17 protein-coding genes are annotated in these 14,887 nt (G+C 70.2%); 12 read left to right on the top strand and 5 right to left on the bottom strand.

What is annotated here, in order from left to right; genetic code table 11:
• Positions 1 to 38: 38 nt before the first annotated feature.
• The 8 genes from ABD999_RS19160 (at position 39) to ABD999_RS19125 (ending at position 6,159) form a co-directional block, all read left to right on the top strand.
• Positions 39 to 854, top strand: coding sequence for a biotin--[acetyl-CoA-carboxylase] ligase (locus ABD999_RS19160; protein ID WP_271278367.1), 816 nt, complete (start codon positions 39 to 41; stop codon positions 852 to 854).
• A 32-nt stretch (positions 855 to 886) separates the two neighbouring features.
• Positions 887 to 1,399, top strand: a complete 513-nt coding sequence (locus ABD999_RS19155; RefSeq protein WP_148037018.1) for a PH domain-containing protein — start codon at positions 887 to 889, stop codon at positions 1,397 to 1,399.
• Positions 1,400 to 1,496: 97 nt separating this feature from the next.
• The gene (locus ABD999_RS19150; RefSeq protein ID WP_271278368.1) at positions 1,497 to 2,582 is read left to right on the top strand and encodes an S-(hydroxymethyl)mycothiol dehydrogenase; all 1,086 of its coding nucleotides are present in this window, start codon (positions 1,497 to 1,499) and stop codon (positions 2,580 to 2,582) included.
• Positions 2,583 to 3,203, top strand: coding sequence for an MBL fold metallo-hydrolase (locus tag ABD999_RS19145; protein ID WP_271278369.1), 621 nt, complete (start codon positions 2,583 to 2,585; stop codon positions 3,201 to 3,203).
• A gap of 97 nt (positions 3,204 to 3,300) precedes the next feature.
• Positions 3,301 to 3,477 (top strand): (2Fe-2S)-binding protein, encoded by a 177-nt coding sequence (locus ABD999_RS19140; RefSeq protein ID WP_148037021.1) that lies wholly within the window; start codon positions 3,301 to 3,303, stop codon positions 3,475 to 3,477.
• A gap of 17 nt (positions 3,478 to 3,494) precedes the next feature.
• Positions 3,495 to 3,980: a bacterioferritin gene (gene bfr / locus ABD999_RS19135; protein WP_148037022.1), complete on the top strand. Its 486-nt coding sequence runs from the start codon at positions 3,495 to 3,497 to the stop codon at positions 3,978 to 3,980.
• Positions 3,981 to 4,210: 230 nt separating this feature from the next.
• Positions 4,211 to 4,879 carry a response regulator transcription factor gene (locus ABD999_RS19130; protein ID WP_012888073.1) on the top strand — a complete coding sequence of 223 codons (669 nt, stop codon included), beginning with the start codon at positions 4,211 to 4,213 and terminating at the stop codon, positions 4,877 to 4,879.
• A gap of 2 nt (positions 4,880 to 4,881) precedes the next feature.
• A complete protein-coding gene (locus ABD999_RS19125) occupies positions 4,882 to 6,159 on the top strand; it encodes an ATP-binding protein (RefSeq protein WP_271278370.1) in 1,278 nt (425 codons plus the stop codon).
• On the opposite strand, the gene ABD999_RS19120 is transcribed toward ABD999_RS19125, so the two are convergent.
• Entirely contained in the window at positions 6,143 to 6,625 is a 483-nt protein-coding gene (locus tag ABD999_RS19120) for a GtrA family protein (protein ID WP_271278371.1), read from the bottom strand. The two genes, ABD999_RS19125 and ABD999_RS19120, sit on opposite strands and share 17 nt — an antisense overlap.
• Positions 6,626 to 6,798: 173 nt before the next feature.
• Between ABD999_RS19120 and ABD999_RS19115 the strand changes: the two genes are divergently transcribed.
• Genes ABD999_RS19115 through ABD999_RS19105 form a run of 3 tightly spaced genes read left to right on the top strand, consistent with a single transcriptional unit; the run spans position 6,799 to position 9,370 of the window.
• Positions 6,799 to 7,950, top strand: a complete 1,152-nt coding sequence (locus ABD999_RS19115; protein ID WP_345482813.1) for a 5-(carboxyamino)imidazole ribonucleotide synthase — start codon at positions 6,799 to 6,801, stop codon at positions 7,948 to 7,950.
• A gap of 14 nt (positions 7,951 to 7,964) precedes the next feature.
• Positions 7,965 to 8,453, top strand: a complete 489-nt coding sequence (purE, locus tag ABD999_RS19110) for a 5-(carboxyamino)imidazole ribonucleotide mutase (RefSeq protein WP_219543700.1) — start codon at positions 7,965 to 7,967, stop codon at positions 8,451 to 8,453.
• A gap of 23 nt (positions 8,454 to 8,476) precedes the next feature.
• The gene (locus ABD999_RS19105; RefSeq protein ID WP_271278373.1) at positions 8,477 to 9,370 is read left to right on the top strand and encodes a GNAT family N-acetyltransferase; all 894 of its coding nucleotides are present in this window, start codon (positions 8,477 to 8,479) and stop codon (positions 9,368 to 9,370) included.
• Here the strand turns inward: ABD999_RS19105 and ABD999_RS19100 are convergent.
• Complete coding sequence (locus ABD999_RS19100; protein ID WP_271278374.1) at positions 9,346 to 10,659, bottom strand: UDP-glucose dehydrogenase family protein; 1,314 nt, start codon at positions 10,657 to 10,659, stop codon at positions 9,346 to 9,348. The two genes, ABD999_RS19105 and ABD999_RS19100, sit on opposite strands and share 25 nt — an antisense overlap.
• Before the next feature lie 126 nt (positions 10,660 to 10,785).
• On the opposite strand from ABD999_RS19100, the gene ABD999_RS19095 reads away from it, so the two are divergent.
• Complete coding sequence (locus tag ABD999_RS19095; RefSeq protein WP_271278375.1) at positions 10,786 to 11,949, top strand: acyl-CoA dehydrogenase family protein; 1,164 nt, start codon at positions 10,786 to 10,788, stop codon at positions 11,947 to 11,949.
• A gap of 79 nt (positions 11,950 to 12,028) precedes the next feature.
• Here the strand turns inward: ABD999_RS19095 and ABD999_RS19090 are convergent, their stop codons facing one another.
• From ABD999_RS19090 to ABD999_RS19080, 3 genes are all read right to left on the bottom strand, one after another.
• Entirely contained in the window at positions 12,029 to 13,225 is a 1,197-nt protein-coding gene (locus tag ABD999_RS19090) for a hypothetical protein (protein WP_219543614.1), read from the bottom strand.
• Entirely contained in the window at positions 13,222 to 13,743 is a 522-nt protein-coding gene (locus tag ABD999_RS19085) for a SigE family RNA polymerase sigma factor (RefSeq protein WP_271278376.1), read from the bottom strand. Before ABD999_RS19085 ends, ABD999_RS19090 begins: the two co-directional genes overlap by 4 nt.
• A 289-nt stretch (positions 13,744 to 14,032) precedes the next feature.
• Complete coding sequence (locus tag ABD999_RS19080) at positions 14,033 to 14,590, bottom strand: YxiG-like protein (RefSeq protein ID WP_271278377.1); 558 nt, start codon at positions 14,588 to 14,590, stop codon at positions 14,033 to 14,035.
• Between the last annotated feature and the right edge of the window lie 297 nt (positions 14,591 to 14,887).

The following is a 14,887-nucleotide window of genomic DNA, read 5'->3' as shown; positions in this document are numbered from 1 at the left end:
TTCCGGAGTCCGGCAGGCGGATGCGACAGGATGGGAGGATGTCTCGCTACCACGACCTCGACCGGCCACCCCTGTCCGAGGCGGCGCTCAACCGCGCCCTGGTCCGCCCCGGCTCGCTGTGGACGGGCATCAGGGTCGTCGACAGCACCGGCTCCACCAACGCCGACCTCGCCAAGGCCGCCAGGGACGGCGCGCCCGAGGGCGCGGTGCTGGCCGCCGAGGAGCAGGTGGCGGGCCGCGGCAGGCTGGGCCGCCCCTGGACCGCTCCGGCGTACGTGGGGCTGACGTTCTCGGTCCTGCTCAGGCCCGAGGCGCCGGTCACCGCGTACGGGTGGCTGCCGCTGCTGTTCGGCGTGGCCGCCGCGTCCGCGGTGCGCCGCCTGGCCGAGGTGGACGTGCGCCTGAAGTGGCCCAACGACCTGCTGATCGGCGAGCGGAAGCTGGCCGGGGTGCTCGCCGAGAGGGTCGAGGGCGGGGTAGTGATCGGCATCGGGCTGAACGTGCTGCTGAGCGAGGACGAGTTGCCCGTCGCCACCGCGACCTCGCTGGCCGTGGAGAAGGCCGCCTGCGTCGACCGCGACCCGCTGCTGCGGGCCGTGCTGCGGGAGGTCGAGACCCACTACCGCGAGTGGGACGAGGCGGGCGGCGACGCCGACGCCTGCGGGCTGCGCGCCGCCTACCTGGCCCGCTCCGCCACCGTCGGCCGCGACGTGCGGGTGGAGCTGCCCGGCGGCAGCGTGCTCACCGGACGCGCCACCGGCGTCGACCGGTCGGGCCACCTTCAGGTGAGCGCCGAGGACCGGGCCTACGCGCTGAGCGCGGGCGACGTCGTGCATGTTCGGGCCACGACGTAGCCGCCGATCGGCCGAGGTGGCACCATTTGCCCATGACCATTCCCGACCACCACCTGACACAAGGTGAGCGCCGCGTCCGGTCCTTCAACCCGCACTGGAAGCGGCTGGTCGTCCCCTTCATCGCGCTCCTCCTGATCGCCGCGGCCTCCGGCGCGGCGATCTACTTCGTCCCGGACACCTGGGAGTACGCCTCCTACGCCCGCATCGCGGTCGTCGTCATCGGGCTGATCCTCATGACGATCTGGTCGTTCGTCCCGTACCTGCAGTGGAAGAACACCGGTTACGTCCTCACCACCCACCGGTTCTCGATCAGCACCGGCGTGCTCAACAAGTCGACCGACGAGATCCCGATGGCGAAGGTCAACACCGTCAGCTCCGACCAGACGCTCTTCGAGCGGCTGCTGGGCTGCGGCACCCTCACCGTCGAGTCCGCCGGCGAGCGGGGTGAGATCGTGCTGCGCGACATCCCGCGGATCCAGGAGGTCCGCACCGAGCTGTTCCGGCTCCTGGAGGACGCCTCCGACGGCGAGATCGACGGCCGGTAGCCTGTGCAGCGGCTCGGGCAGCGGCCGGTGAGAGGTCTCGGCGTGGTGCGGCCCCATGTCTTGCGGAGATCACCCTCCTGGACACAAGATGGCTGGCATGCCGTACGAAGTTCAGGGTGTCATCGCCCGAGGTAAGGGCCAGGAAGTCTCACTTGAAACGGTGCTCGTCCCCGACCCGGGCCCGGGCGAGGCGGTGGTGACCGTGCAGGCGTGCGGGGTCTGCCACACCGACCTCCACTATCGCGAGGGCGGCATCAGCGACGACTACCCGTTCCTGCTCGGGCACGAGGCGGCCGGCGTCGTGGAGGCGGTCGGGGAGGGCGTCACCGGCCTGGAGCCCGGCGACTTCGTCATCCTCAACTGGCGGGCCGTGTGCGGCCAGTGCCGGGCGTGCCTGCGCGGCCGGCCGTGGTACTGCTTCAACACCCACAACGCCACCCAGAAGATGACCCTGACCGACGGCACCGAGCTGTCGCCCGCGCTCGGCATCGGCGCCTTCCTCGGCAAGACGCTGGTCGCCGCCGGGCAGTGCACGAAGGTCTCGGCCGAGGCGCCCGCGTCCGTGGCCGGGCTGCTGGGCTGCGGCGTGATGGCCGGCCTCGGCGCCGCCATCAACACCGGCGGCGTCACCCGCGGCGACACGGTCGCGGTCATCGGCTGCGGCGGCGTCGGCGACGCGGCCATCCTCGGCGCGTCCCTGGCCGGCGCATCCAAGATCATCGCGGTGGACGTCGACGAGCGCAAGCTGGAGTGGGCGCGCGGCTTCGGCGCCACCGACACCGTCAACTCCCGCGAGAACGACCCGGTCGAGGCGATCCGCGACCTCACCGGCGGCTTCGGCGCCGACGTGGTGGTCGAGGCGGTCGGCAGGCCCGAGACGTACGAGCAGGCCTTCTACGCCCGCGACCTGGCCGGCACCGTGGTGCTGGTCGGCGTGCCCACCCCCGAGATGCGCATCGACCTGCCGCTGCTGGACGTGTTCGGCCGGGGCGGCGCGCTGAAGTCGTCGTGGTACGGCGACTGCCTGCCGACCCGCGACTTCCCGATGCTCATCGACCTGTTCCTGCAGCACCGGCTGCCGCTCGACAAGTTCGTCGCCGAGACGATCGCGCTCGACCAGGTCGAAGAGGCCTTCCACAAGATGGAGCGCGGCGACGTGCTGCGGTCGGTGGTGATCCTCTAAATGCTCGACAAGGTCATCACCTCCGGCACCTTCTCGCTCGACGGCGGCACCTGGGACGTCGACAACAACGTCTGGCTGGTCGGCGACGCCCGTGAGGTCGTCGTCATCGACGCCGCCCACGACGCCGGGGCCATCGCCCAGCGGGTCGGCGGGCGCAGCGTGCGGGCCATCGTCTGCACCCACGCGCACAACGACCACATCAACGCCGCCGCCGACCTGGCCCGCCGCACCGGCGCGCCGATCCGGCTGCACCCCGCCGACCAGGTGCTCTGGGAGCAGGTCTACGGGGACGAGGTCGCGTACGAACCACTCGCCGACGGCGACAAGTTCGAGGCCGGCGGGATCGAGCTGCAGGTCCTGCACACCCCCGGCCACGCGCCCGGCGCGGTCTGCCTGTACGCGCCCGAGGTGGGCGCGCTGTTCAGCGGCGACACGCTGTTCAAGGGCGGGCCGGGGGCGACCGGGCGGTCCTACTCGTCCTTCGACACGATCATCGCGTCGATCCGCGAGCGGCTGCTCATGCTGCCTCCCGAGACCGTCGTGCACACCGGTCACGGCGACTCGACCTCGATCGGCGCGGAGGCGCCGCACCTGGAGGAGTGGATCACCCGAGGTCACTGAATCCGCCTTATGGCGGACCTCACATAGGCAAGCCTTACCTCAGTGGGCTACCTTAGGTGTGCCTTACCTGAGTTGTTCCCCTGAGAGGCTGCCCCGGATGTACGTGTGTGTCTGTCGTGCCGTGACCGAGAACGAGGTTCACGACTGCATCGCCGCGGGCGCCAAGAGCGCGAAGCAGGTACGCGACACCACGGGCGCCGGGGGCGACTGCGCCCGGTGTGTACGAAAGATCTGTGCGATGCTGAAAAGGTCGGAGGAACTCACGACCGCATAGCACAAGGGGCTTGTTTCATGCAGGGTGACAGGCAGATCATCGAGCTGCTCAACGAGCAGTTGACCGCGGAGCTCACGGCGATCAACCAGTACTTCCTGCACGCCAAGATGCAGGAGAACTGGGGCTACACGAAACTCGCCGAGCACACCCGCGCGGAGTCGTTCGACGAGATGCGACACGCCGAGCGGCTCACCGATCGCATCCTGTTCCTGGAGGGACTGCCCAACTACCAGCGGCTGGGCACGCTCCACATCGGGCAGACGGTGCCCGAGCAGCTCCGGGCCGACCTGGACGTCGAGCTGGGCGTCGTGGAGCGGCTGCGGCCCGCCATCGCGCTGATGCGCGAGAAGGGCGACATCACCTCCGCCCGCATCTTCGAGGAGATCCTCGAGGACGAGGAGGAGCACATCGACTACCTGGAGACCGAGCTCGAACTCATCCAGACGCTCGGTGAGCAGCTCTACCTCGCCCGCTACGCCGAGCCGCCGTCCAGCGACGACTGAGCCCGCCGCCCGCGCCCGAACTTCCGTCAATGCGACCCCCGCCCGCCGGTTTTCCCGGCGGGTGCGCGCGTTTCTGGGGGACGTAAGGGTTTAGCCCCGAGTATCGCGGTAATTTAATCACGACTAACCGACATTTAGTCGCGTTTGCCCAGGTCAATAGATAGGTCAACTACGAGTCAAACCGCGCGCTGTGCCCGGGAAACGATCGCCTAAGGACCTACGATCGCCTCATGACCTGCGTACTTCTCGCCGAGGATGACACCTCGATTTCCGAGCCGCTCGCGCGCGCCCTGCGCCGCGAGGGCTACCAGGTTGAGGTGAGCCCCGACGGCCCGCAGGCCCTGGAGAGGGCACTGTCGGGTGGCATCGACCTCATCGTCCTGGACCTGGGCCTTCCGGAGATGGACGGCCTGGAGGTGGCGCGCCGCATACGTGCGGAGGGGCACGGCACTCCGGTGCTGATCCTCACCGCACGCGTTGACGAGGTGGACACGGTGGTCGGCCTCGACGCCGGCGCCGACGACTACGTCACCAAACCGTTCCGGCTCGCCGAACTGCTCGCCCGGGTGCGGGCACTGCTGCGGCGCGGCACGTCCGAGACCCCGGTGGTCCAGGGTGTCCGCATCGACGCCGACTCACGCCGCGCCTGGATGGGCGACAAGGAGCTCCACCTCACCACCAAGGAGTTCGACCTGCTGCGCGTGCTGGTGCGCGACGCGGGCAAGGTCGTCACCCGCGAGCAGATCATGCGCGAGGTGTGGGACACCAACTGGTGGGGCTCGACCAAGACGCTCGACATGCACATCTCCTGGCTGCGCCGCAAGCTGGGAGACGACGCGGCGAAGCCTCGTTACATCACGACCGTCCGGGGAGTCGGCTTCCGCTTCGAACGCGAGTAGGCATGCGCCGACGCCTGCTCACTTCAACCCTCCTCGTCGCGGGCATCGCCGTCCTTCTGCTCGGAGTGCCCCTGGGCGTCGTCGTCAGCCGGCTGATCGTCGATGATGCCGCCCAGCAGCTCAGGGCGGAGGCGACGCGCCTGGTGGGCGAGGTCGAGTACGCCCGGATCCAGGAGACGCCGCTCGACCCGCAGCAACTGGAGCAGAAATATCCGGATCGCTACATCCAGATATTCGAACGCGGGAACCCCCCGAAGGCCACCGTCGTCGGCACGCCACCGCCGTCCGGTCAGCAGATGACCGAGGACGCGGAGTCCGACAGCGGCATCTTCGTCCGGGTGAGCCGCGACAGGGCACAGGTCGAGCAGGACGTGTACGCGCGCCTGCTGCTGATCGTCGCCCTGGCCGTCGCGGCTCTCGCCGTCGCCGTCGGCCTGGCCATCGTGCAGACACGCCGGCTCACGCTGCCCCTGCGCGACCTCGCCATGATCGCCGAGCGGCTCGGCTCCGGGGACGCCCGGCCGAGCAAGCACCGCTACGGCATCCCCGAACTCGACAGGGTGGCCCAGGTCCTCGACCGCAGCGCCACCCGCATCTCCGACCTGCTCACCCGTGAGCGCGAGTTCGCCACCGACGCCTCACACCAGCTGCGCACCCCGCTGACCGGCCTCACCATGCGCCTGGAGGAGATCGTCGCCGCCTCCAACCACCCGGAGGTCGTGCGCGAGGAGGGCGAGGCGGCCATCGTGCAGGCCGAGCGGCTCACGGCGGTGATCGACGAGCTGCTCGCCGCGGCCCGCCGCCAGCGTCACTCCCAGGCCGAGCCGACCTCCATCGACCAGGTGCTGGTCCAGCAGGTGACGGAGTGGGACCCCGTCTTCCGCGGCGTGGGACGCAGGCTCGTGCTCGAAGGCACCCGCGACCTCAAGGCGCTGGCCACCACCGGCGGCTTCGGTCAGGTCATCGCCACGCTGCTGGAGAACTCCCTGCGCCACGGCGGCGGCACCGTCACCGTCACCACCACGAGCGGCGACAACTACGTGGTGACCGAGGTGACCGACGAGGGGCCGGGCATCGACGACGAGATCGCACCCAAGATCTTCGACAGGAACGTGAGCGGGGGCGGCGGCACCGGTCTCGGGCTGACGCTCGCCCGCGCGCTGGCCGCCGCCGACGGCGGACGGCTGGAGCTGGTACGGAGGAGGCCGGCGACGTTCGCCGTCTTCCTGCGCCCGGCCGACGCCACGGGCAGGAACCGCGTGGTCAGCGGTCCTGCCTGAGCTCGACCGCGGGCAGCTCGGCCGGGATCGGCGTGGTCGCCTCCAGGAACACCCACTTCTTGTAGGACCAGTAGCGGAAGAGGGTGCCGAGGCCGACGCCGACGATGTTGGCGACGTTGAGACTCACCGGGTCGTCGAGCTTGAGCGTGTAGGTGGTGAACCCGATCACCAGCACGCCGAACAGCAGCGCGATGCCGTTCATCAGGAAGAACAGGAAGTATTCGCGCCCCAGCCCGCTCTGCTCGCGGTGGCGGAACGTCCAGAAGCGGTTGCCCGCGTACGCGAAGGTGGTCGAGATCGTCGTGGCGAAGACCTTCGAGGTCATCGGCCCGATGCCGACGACCAGGTGGAACAGGTTGAGCGCGCCCAGGTCGATCAGGAAGGCGAGCCCTCCGACGATGCCGAACTTCGTCAGCTCATGCAGAAGGGCGGCGAACCGCTGGTACAAGCTCTTGACGAACCGCACGTGTCTGCTCGGCCCTTCCGCCTCGTCACGCCATGACCACTTCAGCGTACCGGGGTACCTTACCGTGGCGTGTCAGCATCTTCCTTCCTGAAGACTGCCCGTTATAACGCGGTTCGCACGGAGGGCGCTCTACCTGCGAGCGCTCCGGAATGCGGCCGGTATGCTCACCTCACGTGAACGCATACAGTCCCATCGGCCCCGTCGTCGGCATCGTCGGCGCCGGACAGCTCGCCCGGATGTCGCAGCCCCCCGCCATCGCTCTCGGCGTCGAACTGCGCGTGCTGGCCGGGTCCTCTGACGAGAGCGCCGCCCGGGTCATCGTCGACACCCGCGTCGGCGACTACCGCTCCCTCGACGACCTGCGCGCGTTCGCCGAAGGCTGTCACGCGATCACGTTCGACCACGAGCACGTTCCCGGCGAGCACATCCGGGCGCTCATCGACGACGGCCACGCCGTCCACCCCGGCGCCGACGCCCTCGTCCACGCCCAGGACAAGGCCGTCATGCGTGAGCGGCTGACCGCGATCGGCGCCCCGTGCCCGGCCTGGGCCCGCGTCTCCGGCCCCGGCGAGGCGGCCGCGTTCGCCGCCGAGCACGGCTGGCCGGTGGTGCTCAAGGCGATCACCGGCGGCTACGACGGCCGCGGCGTGTGGGTGTGCGACTCGGAGGAGGCCGCGGCCGAGGCGTTCGCCGCCGCCGGCGGCCCGCTGCTCGCGGAGGCGTTCGTGCCGTTCGAGCGCGAGCTCGCCGTGCTCGTCGCCCGTTCCCCGCACGGCCAGGGCGTCAGCTACCCGGTCGTGGAGACCGTGCAGCGCGACGGCATCTGCGTCGAGGTGCTCGCCCCCGCCCCCGGGCTCGACCCCGAGGAGGCCGCCGAGGCGCAGCGCGTCGCCCTGCGGATCGCCGACGAACTGGGCGTCACCGGCCTGCTGGCCGTCGAGATGTTCCAGACCGGGCAGGGGCTGCTCGTCAACGAGCTGGCCATGCGCCCGCACAACAGCGGCCACTGGACCATCGAGGGCTCCCGCACCTCCCAGTTCGAGCAGCACCTGCGGGCCGTGCTCGACCTGCCGCTCGGCACGCCCGCCATGACGGCGCCGGTGGTCGTCATGGCCAACCTGCTCGGCGGCGACGACCCCGACCTGTTCAAGCGGTACGAGCACGTCATGGCCCACGATCCGGCCGTCAAGGTGCACTTCTACGGCAAGCAGGTGCGCCCCGGCCGTAAGATCGGCCATGTCACCGCCGTCGGTGACGACCTCGACGAGGTCAGGGCCCGCGCCCGCCACGCCGCCGTCTACCTGATGACCGGGGAGTACACGTGAGCATCGGCATCGTCATGGGCAGCGACTCCGACTGGCCGGTGATGAAGGCCGCCGCCGAGGCGGTCGCCGAGTTCGGGATCCCGTTCGAGGCCGACGTCGTCTCCGCCCACCGGATGCCCGCCGAGATGATCGAGTACGGCAGGCAGGCGGCCGGCCGCGGCGTCGAGGTCATCATCGCGGGCGCGGGCGGCGCCGCCCACCTGCCCGGCATGCTCGCCTCGGTCACGCCGCTGCCGGTGATCGGGGTGCCGGTGCCGCTGAAGTACCTCGACGGCATGGACTCCCTGCTGTCGATCGTCCAGATGCCGGCCGGGGTGCCCGTCGCGACCGTCGCGGTCGGCGGCGCCCGCAACGCCGGACTGCTCGCCGTACGCATCCTCGCCGCCACCGACGCCACCCTGCGCGCCCGCATGGTCGAGTTCCAGGAGCGGCTCAAGGAGCAGGCGCACGCCAAGGGCGAACGGCTGCGCGCCGAGGCGGCGGCGCTGAAGCCGGCCGATTGATCCGCCCGCCCCGGGAGAGGGCCGTGCTGGACGTGCTCGCGGGCCACGCCGCCCGGGTACGCGCCGCCGACCCGCTGGCCGGCGGTCAGGACCGGCTGCCCAAGCCCGGCCTCGGGGAGCAGCTCGTCGAGGTGCCCGGCGCCGTCGGCCTGGCCTCGATGGACCGTTCCGGCCTCGACACACTCAACGCCACCTGGGGCCCGCTCGTCGTCCACCGGCTGCACGCCCGCGTCGGCGGCCCCGACCCGGAGGCGGCGCTCGGCGCGCTGCTGGACGCGTGGACGGCAGCGCCCCGGCGGGAGCCCGGCCCGCTCGCGGTGCTGTGGCCCAGCCGCGACACCGCCGCCGTCCGCGCCCTGGCCGTCCGCGGCTTCGCCCCGACGGTCACCGTCGCCGCCCGCCCCCGCAGGCCCCCGGCCGGGCAGGCCACGGACCCGCGCGTACGGCCCGCCACCGCTGACGACCTGGACGGGATCGCGCGTTTGTACGAGGCGCTGGTGGCGTACGACGCGCAGTTCGGCTGGGTCACGCCGCGGCCGTCGACGCCCGCCAGGATCAGGGAGCATCTCACCGGCACGCTGCCCCGCTCCTGGGCCTGGGTGGCCGAGCACGACGGCACGGTGACCGGCGTCGTCATCGTCGACCCGCCGCCCCGGTCGCGGTGGATCGCCTCCATGGTGACCCGGATGCCGGCCGCCTACCTGGGCGTCATGTACGCCGACCCCGCCGTACGGGGCCGGGGTGTCGGCGCGGCGCTGGCCGCCGCCGCGCACGCCCGGCTGGACGCGTGGGGCGTGGCGACGACGCTGCTGCACCACGCGGTGGCGAACCCGCTGTCAGGCCCGTTCTGGGCGCGCCAGGGCTACCGGCCGGTGCACACCCAGTGGGTGCGTCAGGGGCGGCCCAGCGCCCGGTAGTGCCACCCGGCGGAGCGCCACGCCTCAGCATTGAGCGCGTTGCGCCCGTCGACGATCTTGCGGGTGGCCACGACCTCGCCCAGCGCCTCCGGGTCCAGGTCCAGGAACTCCTGCCACTCCGTCAGCAGCAGCACGACGTGCGCGCCCCGTACCGCGTCGAGGGCCGACTCGCCGTAGGCGAGCTGGGGGTGTGCCTTGCGGACGTTGTCGAGCGCGATCGGGTCGTAGATCGTGACCCGCCCGCCCTGCCGCCCGATCGTCACCGCCACGTCAAGGGCGGGGGAGTCGCGTATGTCGTCGGAGTTGGGCTTGAAGGCGGCGCCGAGCACGCCCACCGTGCAGCCGTGGAAGGAACCCCCGGCCAGCTCGCGGGCCAGGTCGACCATGCGGGCGCGGCGGCGCATGTTGATCGCGTCCACCTCGCGCAGGAACGTCAGCGCCTGGTCGGCGCCGAGCTCGCCGGCCCGCGCCATGAACGCCCTGATGTCCTTCGGCAGGCAGCCGCCGCCGAACCCGAGCCCCGGGTTCAGGTAACGCCCGCCGATGCGGTCGTCGTACGAGAGCGCGAGCGAGAGCTGCTGCACGTCGGCGTGCGCCGCCTCGCACACCTCGGCCATCGCGTTGATGAAGGAGATCTTGGTGGCCAGGAAGGAGTTGGCGGCGGTCTTGACCAGCTCGGCCGTCGGGAAGTCGGTCACCACCATCGGCACGTCGCCGAGCGGCTCGTAGACCTCACGCAGCACCTTCTCGGCCCGCTCGGAGCGCACGCCCAGCACGATGCGGTCGGGGTGGAGCGTGTCCTGCACGGCGAAGCCCTCGCGCAGGAACTCGGGGTTCCACGCCAGCTCGGCCTGCTCGCCCGCCGGAGCCAGCGCGGCCAGCCGGTCGGCCAGCCGGGACGCGGTGCCGACCGGGACCGTCGACTTGCCGACGACCAGGGACGCGCGGTCGAGATGGGGGGCCAGCGAGTCGATCGCGGCGTCGATGTAGGACACGTCGGCGGCGTACTCGCCCTTCTTCTGCGGCGTGCCCACGCAGACGAAGTGGACGTCGCCGAACGCGCCGGCCTCCTCGTAGGAGGTGGTGAAGCGCAGGCGGCCGGACTCGAGGCCGCGGCGGAGCACGGGTTCGAGCCCAGGCTCGTGGATGGGGAGCTCGCCGTTGTTGAGGCAGCGGACCTTGTCGGCGTCGATGTCAAGGCCGAGCACCTCATAGCCGAGATCCGCCATGCAGGCCGCATGCGTGATGCCCAGGTAGCCGGTCCCGATCACCGTCAGGCGATATGGCACGAGTGAGCTCCTTTCCATTGCGGAGGAATGCTACAGGCCCGCGCCCACCCTTCTTCGTGCCACCTCTTCTCAAGCACAAACCGTACCGGTTGGTAGCAAGATGCTCGGACGTCCTACTATCTGTGCATGAGCTTTCCTCTGTACGCGCCCGCCGAAGAGCACGACATGCTCCGGGAGACGGTCAGGGCCCTCGCCGACGAGAAGATCGCCCCCCGCGCCGCGGAGGCGGACGAGGCCGAGGAGTTCCCCTGGGACGTCTATAAGGCCCTGGTCGCATCCGACCTGCACGCCATTCACGTCCCGGAGGAGTACGGAGGAGCCGGCGGCGACGCGCTGGCCGCCGTCATCGTCATCGAGGAGGTCGCCCGCGCCTGCGCCTCCTCCTCGCTGATCCCCGCCGTCAACAAGCTCGGCACCGTGCCGATCATGCTGTCGGCCTCCGAGGAGCTCAAGCAGCAGTACCTGCCCGCCGTGGCCCGCGGCGACGCCATGTTCTCGTACGCGCTCTCCGAGCCGGAGGCGGGCTCCGACGCCGCCGCCATGAAGACCCGCGCCGTCCTCGACGGCGACCACTACGTGCTCAACGGCACCAAGATGTGGATCACCAACGCGGGCGTGTCCGAGTACTACACGGTCATGGCCGTCACGGACCCGTCGGCCGGGGCGCGCGGCATCTCCGCCTTCGTGGTGGAGAAGTCGGACGAGGGCGTCTCGTTCGGGCCCAAGGAGCGCAAGCTCGGCATCAAGGCCTCCCCGACGCGTCAGGTGATCCTGGAGGACGTGCGCATCCCCGCGTCCCGTCTCATCGGCGAACCCGGCACTGGATTCAAGACCGCCCTGGCCACCCTGGACCACACCCGGGTGACCATCGCCGCGCAGGCCCTGGGCATCGCGCAGGGGGCGCTCGACTACGCGGTCGGGTACGTCAAGGAGCGCAAGCAGTTCGGCAAGGCCGTCGCCGACTTCCAGGGCGTGCAGTTCATGCTCGCGGACATGGCGATGAAGCTGGAGGCGGCGCGGCAGCTCACCTATCACGCGGCGGCCAAGTCGGAGCGGGCCATGAAGGGTGAGCCGCAGAAGGACCTCACGTTCCTGTCCAGCGCGGCCAAGTGCGCTGCTTCCGATGCGGCTATGGAGATCACCGTGGACGCGGTGCAGATGCTGGGCGGGTACGGGTACACGAAGGACTTCCCGGTGGAGCGCATGATGCGCGATGCCAAGATCACGCAGATCTACGAGGGCACCAACCAGATCCAGCGCATGGTGATGGCGCGGCAGCTCCTCAAGTAGCCGTTGACGTGCACGAACCCCGCCTGCCTCGCTGGACGGGCGGGGTTCGTCGTCCCGGGATCCCGGTTCACACCTGAGGTCATAGCGCCCCGGGGGGGCCGGGCAGGACGATCTCGAAGAAGCCCTGCGCTCTGTACGTGGCGAGCTTCCTGGCCTTGCCGGTCCTGACGTTCACCGCGTACGCGGTCATGGTCCGGTACGGCTGGTCGATCACCGCGGGCTCGTCGTCCGGCACGTCGGACGCCGGCCTGCACCGCACGGACATGGTGAGAGCGGTGACCTCCTCGGCGCTGAGCCAGGTGCGCAGCGAGATCTGGGAGACATCGGCGGGCAGGCCGCTGATGACGGTCGGTTTCCGCTTCTCACCGGTGAGCGTGTCCATGAGGGCCAGGTCGCCGCGGCGGCACGGCCGCTCGGCGGTGCTGAGGTTCTCGATCACCGCGACGGTTCTGCCATCGGGGGCGAGAGGGCTGAAGTGGTAGTCCACCGGCAGGATGACCGACGTGGTGTCGCCCTTGGAAGAACTGGGCCACAGGTTGGAGATCGTCCGCAGCCGTGATCGCGGCGAGTACTCCGCGAGGGTGATGGTCGCGCCGTCCGGGGACAGACCGATGGGGACCCAGCGGTTGGGCAACTCGCGGACGGCCCCGCCACGCATGTCGATGAGCAGCGCGGGATCCTTGAAGTCCGGAACCTTGCTGAAGGCGACGAACCGCCCGTCGTCCGACAGCATCAGTCGCGAGACGCTGCCCAGCAGGCTCTTGGGCACCTTCTGCGCGGCCGTCGTCTTCCGGCCCGAGGCCAGGTCGCGGACCTGGAAGGTGCCTTCATCGGCGCTGTAGTAGGCGATCTTGCGGCCGTCGCGGCTGATCGCCAGCGGGCTGTCGCGCAGGCCGGTGCGGCCGGGAGCGAGGCTGCGCAGCGCGTCCGGCACGTGGTAGGTCTCGCCGCTCCGGGTGACCACCCGCCAGCCTCCGTCTCTGCAGCCCTTCGGCGCCTCCCCGCGGGCAGGCTCGCAGAAGGTCTTGTACGCGTGGCTCAGCGGCCCCACCCCGCGCGCCGGCAGGTCGCCCGTGGAAGCGGCCTCCTGCCGCCTGTCGGGCAGCAGCCGGACGGCGGCCGTCGCACCAAGAGCGACGACCACGACCATGCCCGCCGCGAGGAGCGAGACCACCGTACGCCGCCTGCGGTGATGTGCCGCGATCGTACGTTCTGCCAGGTCCACCTGCGGAGAGTCGTCGGCCAGATCGACGAGCACGTCCCGTAGCCAGGTCATCGGCGGGCCTCCTCTGCTTCCAGGTCTGAGAGTTTCGGCGCCAGTTCGGGCGCCAGCTCGCGTAAACGGGCCAGCGCGTAGTGGGCCTGGCTCTTCACCGTGCCGACCGAGCAGTTCAGCAGCTCGGCCGTCTCGCGTTCGGTCCGGTCCTCGTAGTAACGCAGCACGATCACCGCCCGCTGCCGGGGCGGCAGCCGCATGAGAGCCCGGCGCATGACGAGCCGCACGATGGTGGAGTCCTCGCTCGAGTACAGCCGGTCGGGCGGGTCGGCGGTCGGAAGCTCGGCTCTGACCCGGCGCCGTCGCCACGAGATGTACTGATTCAGCAGCACCTTGCGCGCGTACGCCTCGGGATACTCGACGCGCGACAGCCTGAACCAGCGGCCGAACACCTTCAGCAGGGCGCTCTGCAGCAGGTCCTCGGCCTGGTGGGCGTCTCCTGTGAGCAGGTACGCGGTGCGCATCAGCCCTTGCTGATGGGCGGCGACGAACTCGCGGAAGCTGTCATTGCGATCCAAAATGACTCCTCTCGACCGTTACGGACGCCGGCGACGCGTCGAAAGGTTCGGTCCCGTCCGGGGCGCGTGCGAGTACGCTGCGGACCACCACAGGCCGATAGCGCTGCTCGACAACGGATATATCCGCCAGGCTCGCCGACAGCGGCACCTGTCATCGGTGTCTTGGGACCCCTGCGTCAAGCATGTCCCGGGACAACACATCTTTTGTCAGGTCTCAGGACCCGTGTGACAGATCCGGCTCGGGAGGTGGGTGACACTCCGGCTAGGTGATCTGTCGTTCTCTTGGTGCCTATTGAACCGGGAATTGGTGGCCGTGTCCCGGTGGCGGGGGCGGAAGTTCTTCGATGTGCAGGTCGGAGAAGACCAGGGTGAGGACGTGCACGTTGGTCTCGAACCGGACTTCATGGAAGTCGATGCCGATGGCTGCGGCCCAGCTGCGGGCGGTGGGTGAGTCGCTGATGAGCGTGGCGCCGGGATAAAGCGCCTGCCATTTGACGCCCCAGACGTATCCGTCGTACTCCACCCTGGTTTCGCAGGTGGTGAGCCGGTCATCGAGCGAGACCCGCCAGGTTCGGGCCGGTAGCGCGGTGGTGCAGGTGGCCTGCACGCAGTACCGGAACAGGTAACGCAGCGGCGGCGGTGTGGTCCCGGTCCGGGGATCGGGCATCGGGAGGACCACGAGCTGGTAGTCGCGCGAGTAGCCCACGAAGCCGTGCCGCAGCAGGGCCAGCGCCAGGTCCTGCTCAGCGCTTGCACGGAGACGGTGAACGAACTTCGGGAAGGGGACATGCGCGAGATGATCAAGCGATGGCTCGAGACATCTGCAATGTTCCAGCAGTAAAACCAAGTGAGCTGGCGATTCTGCCCACGCTCCCCTACAGCAGGTGCCACAGGGGCCAGGCCCAGTCGTCACCACACCGGCACCCGACCAGGACGGCCATCTACTGGCCGAATTGCTGCCGTGGGGGATGCGGCGGCTGGGCCCAGCCGCTCACCGTGGAGGATCCCGCCCGCCAGGCGAACATGAACTCGCGCCACCTGGCCCGGCCCTTCCACTCAGAACCGGCACCACCTCACTACTGTGGCGGCTGACGCAGCGGATCCGCCGCGCGCAGGGGCTGCTGGAGAGCACGGTGACAGCGTC

The sequence above is a fragment of the Nonomuraea ferruginea genome (assembly GCF_039540635.1).
Taxonomy (GTDB): domain Bacteria; phylum Actinomycetota; class Actinomycetes; order Streptosporangiales; family Streptosporangiaceae; genus Nonomuraea; species Nonomuraea ferruginea.
This window is presented reverse-complemented; position numbering and strand designations above follow the sequence as displayed.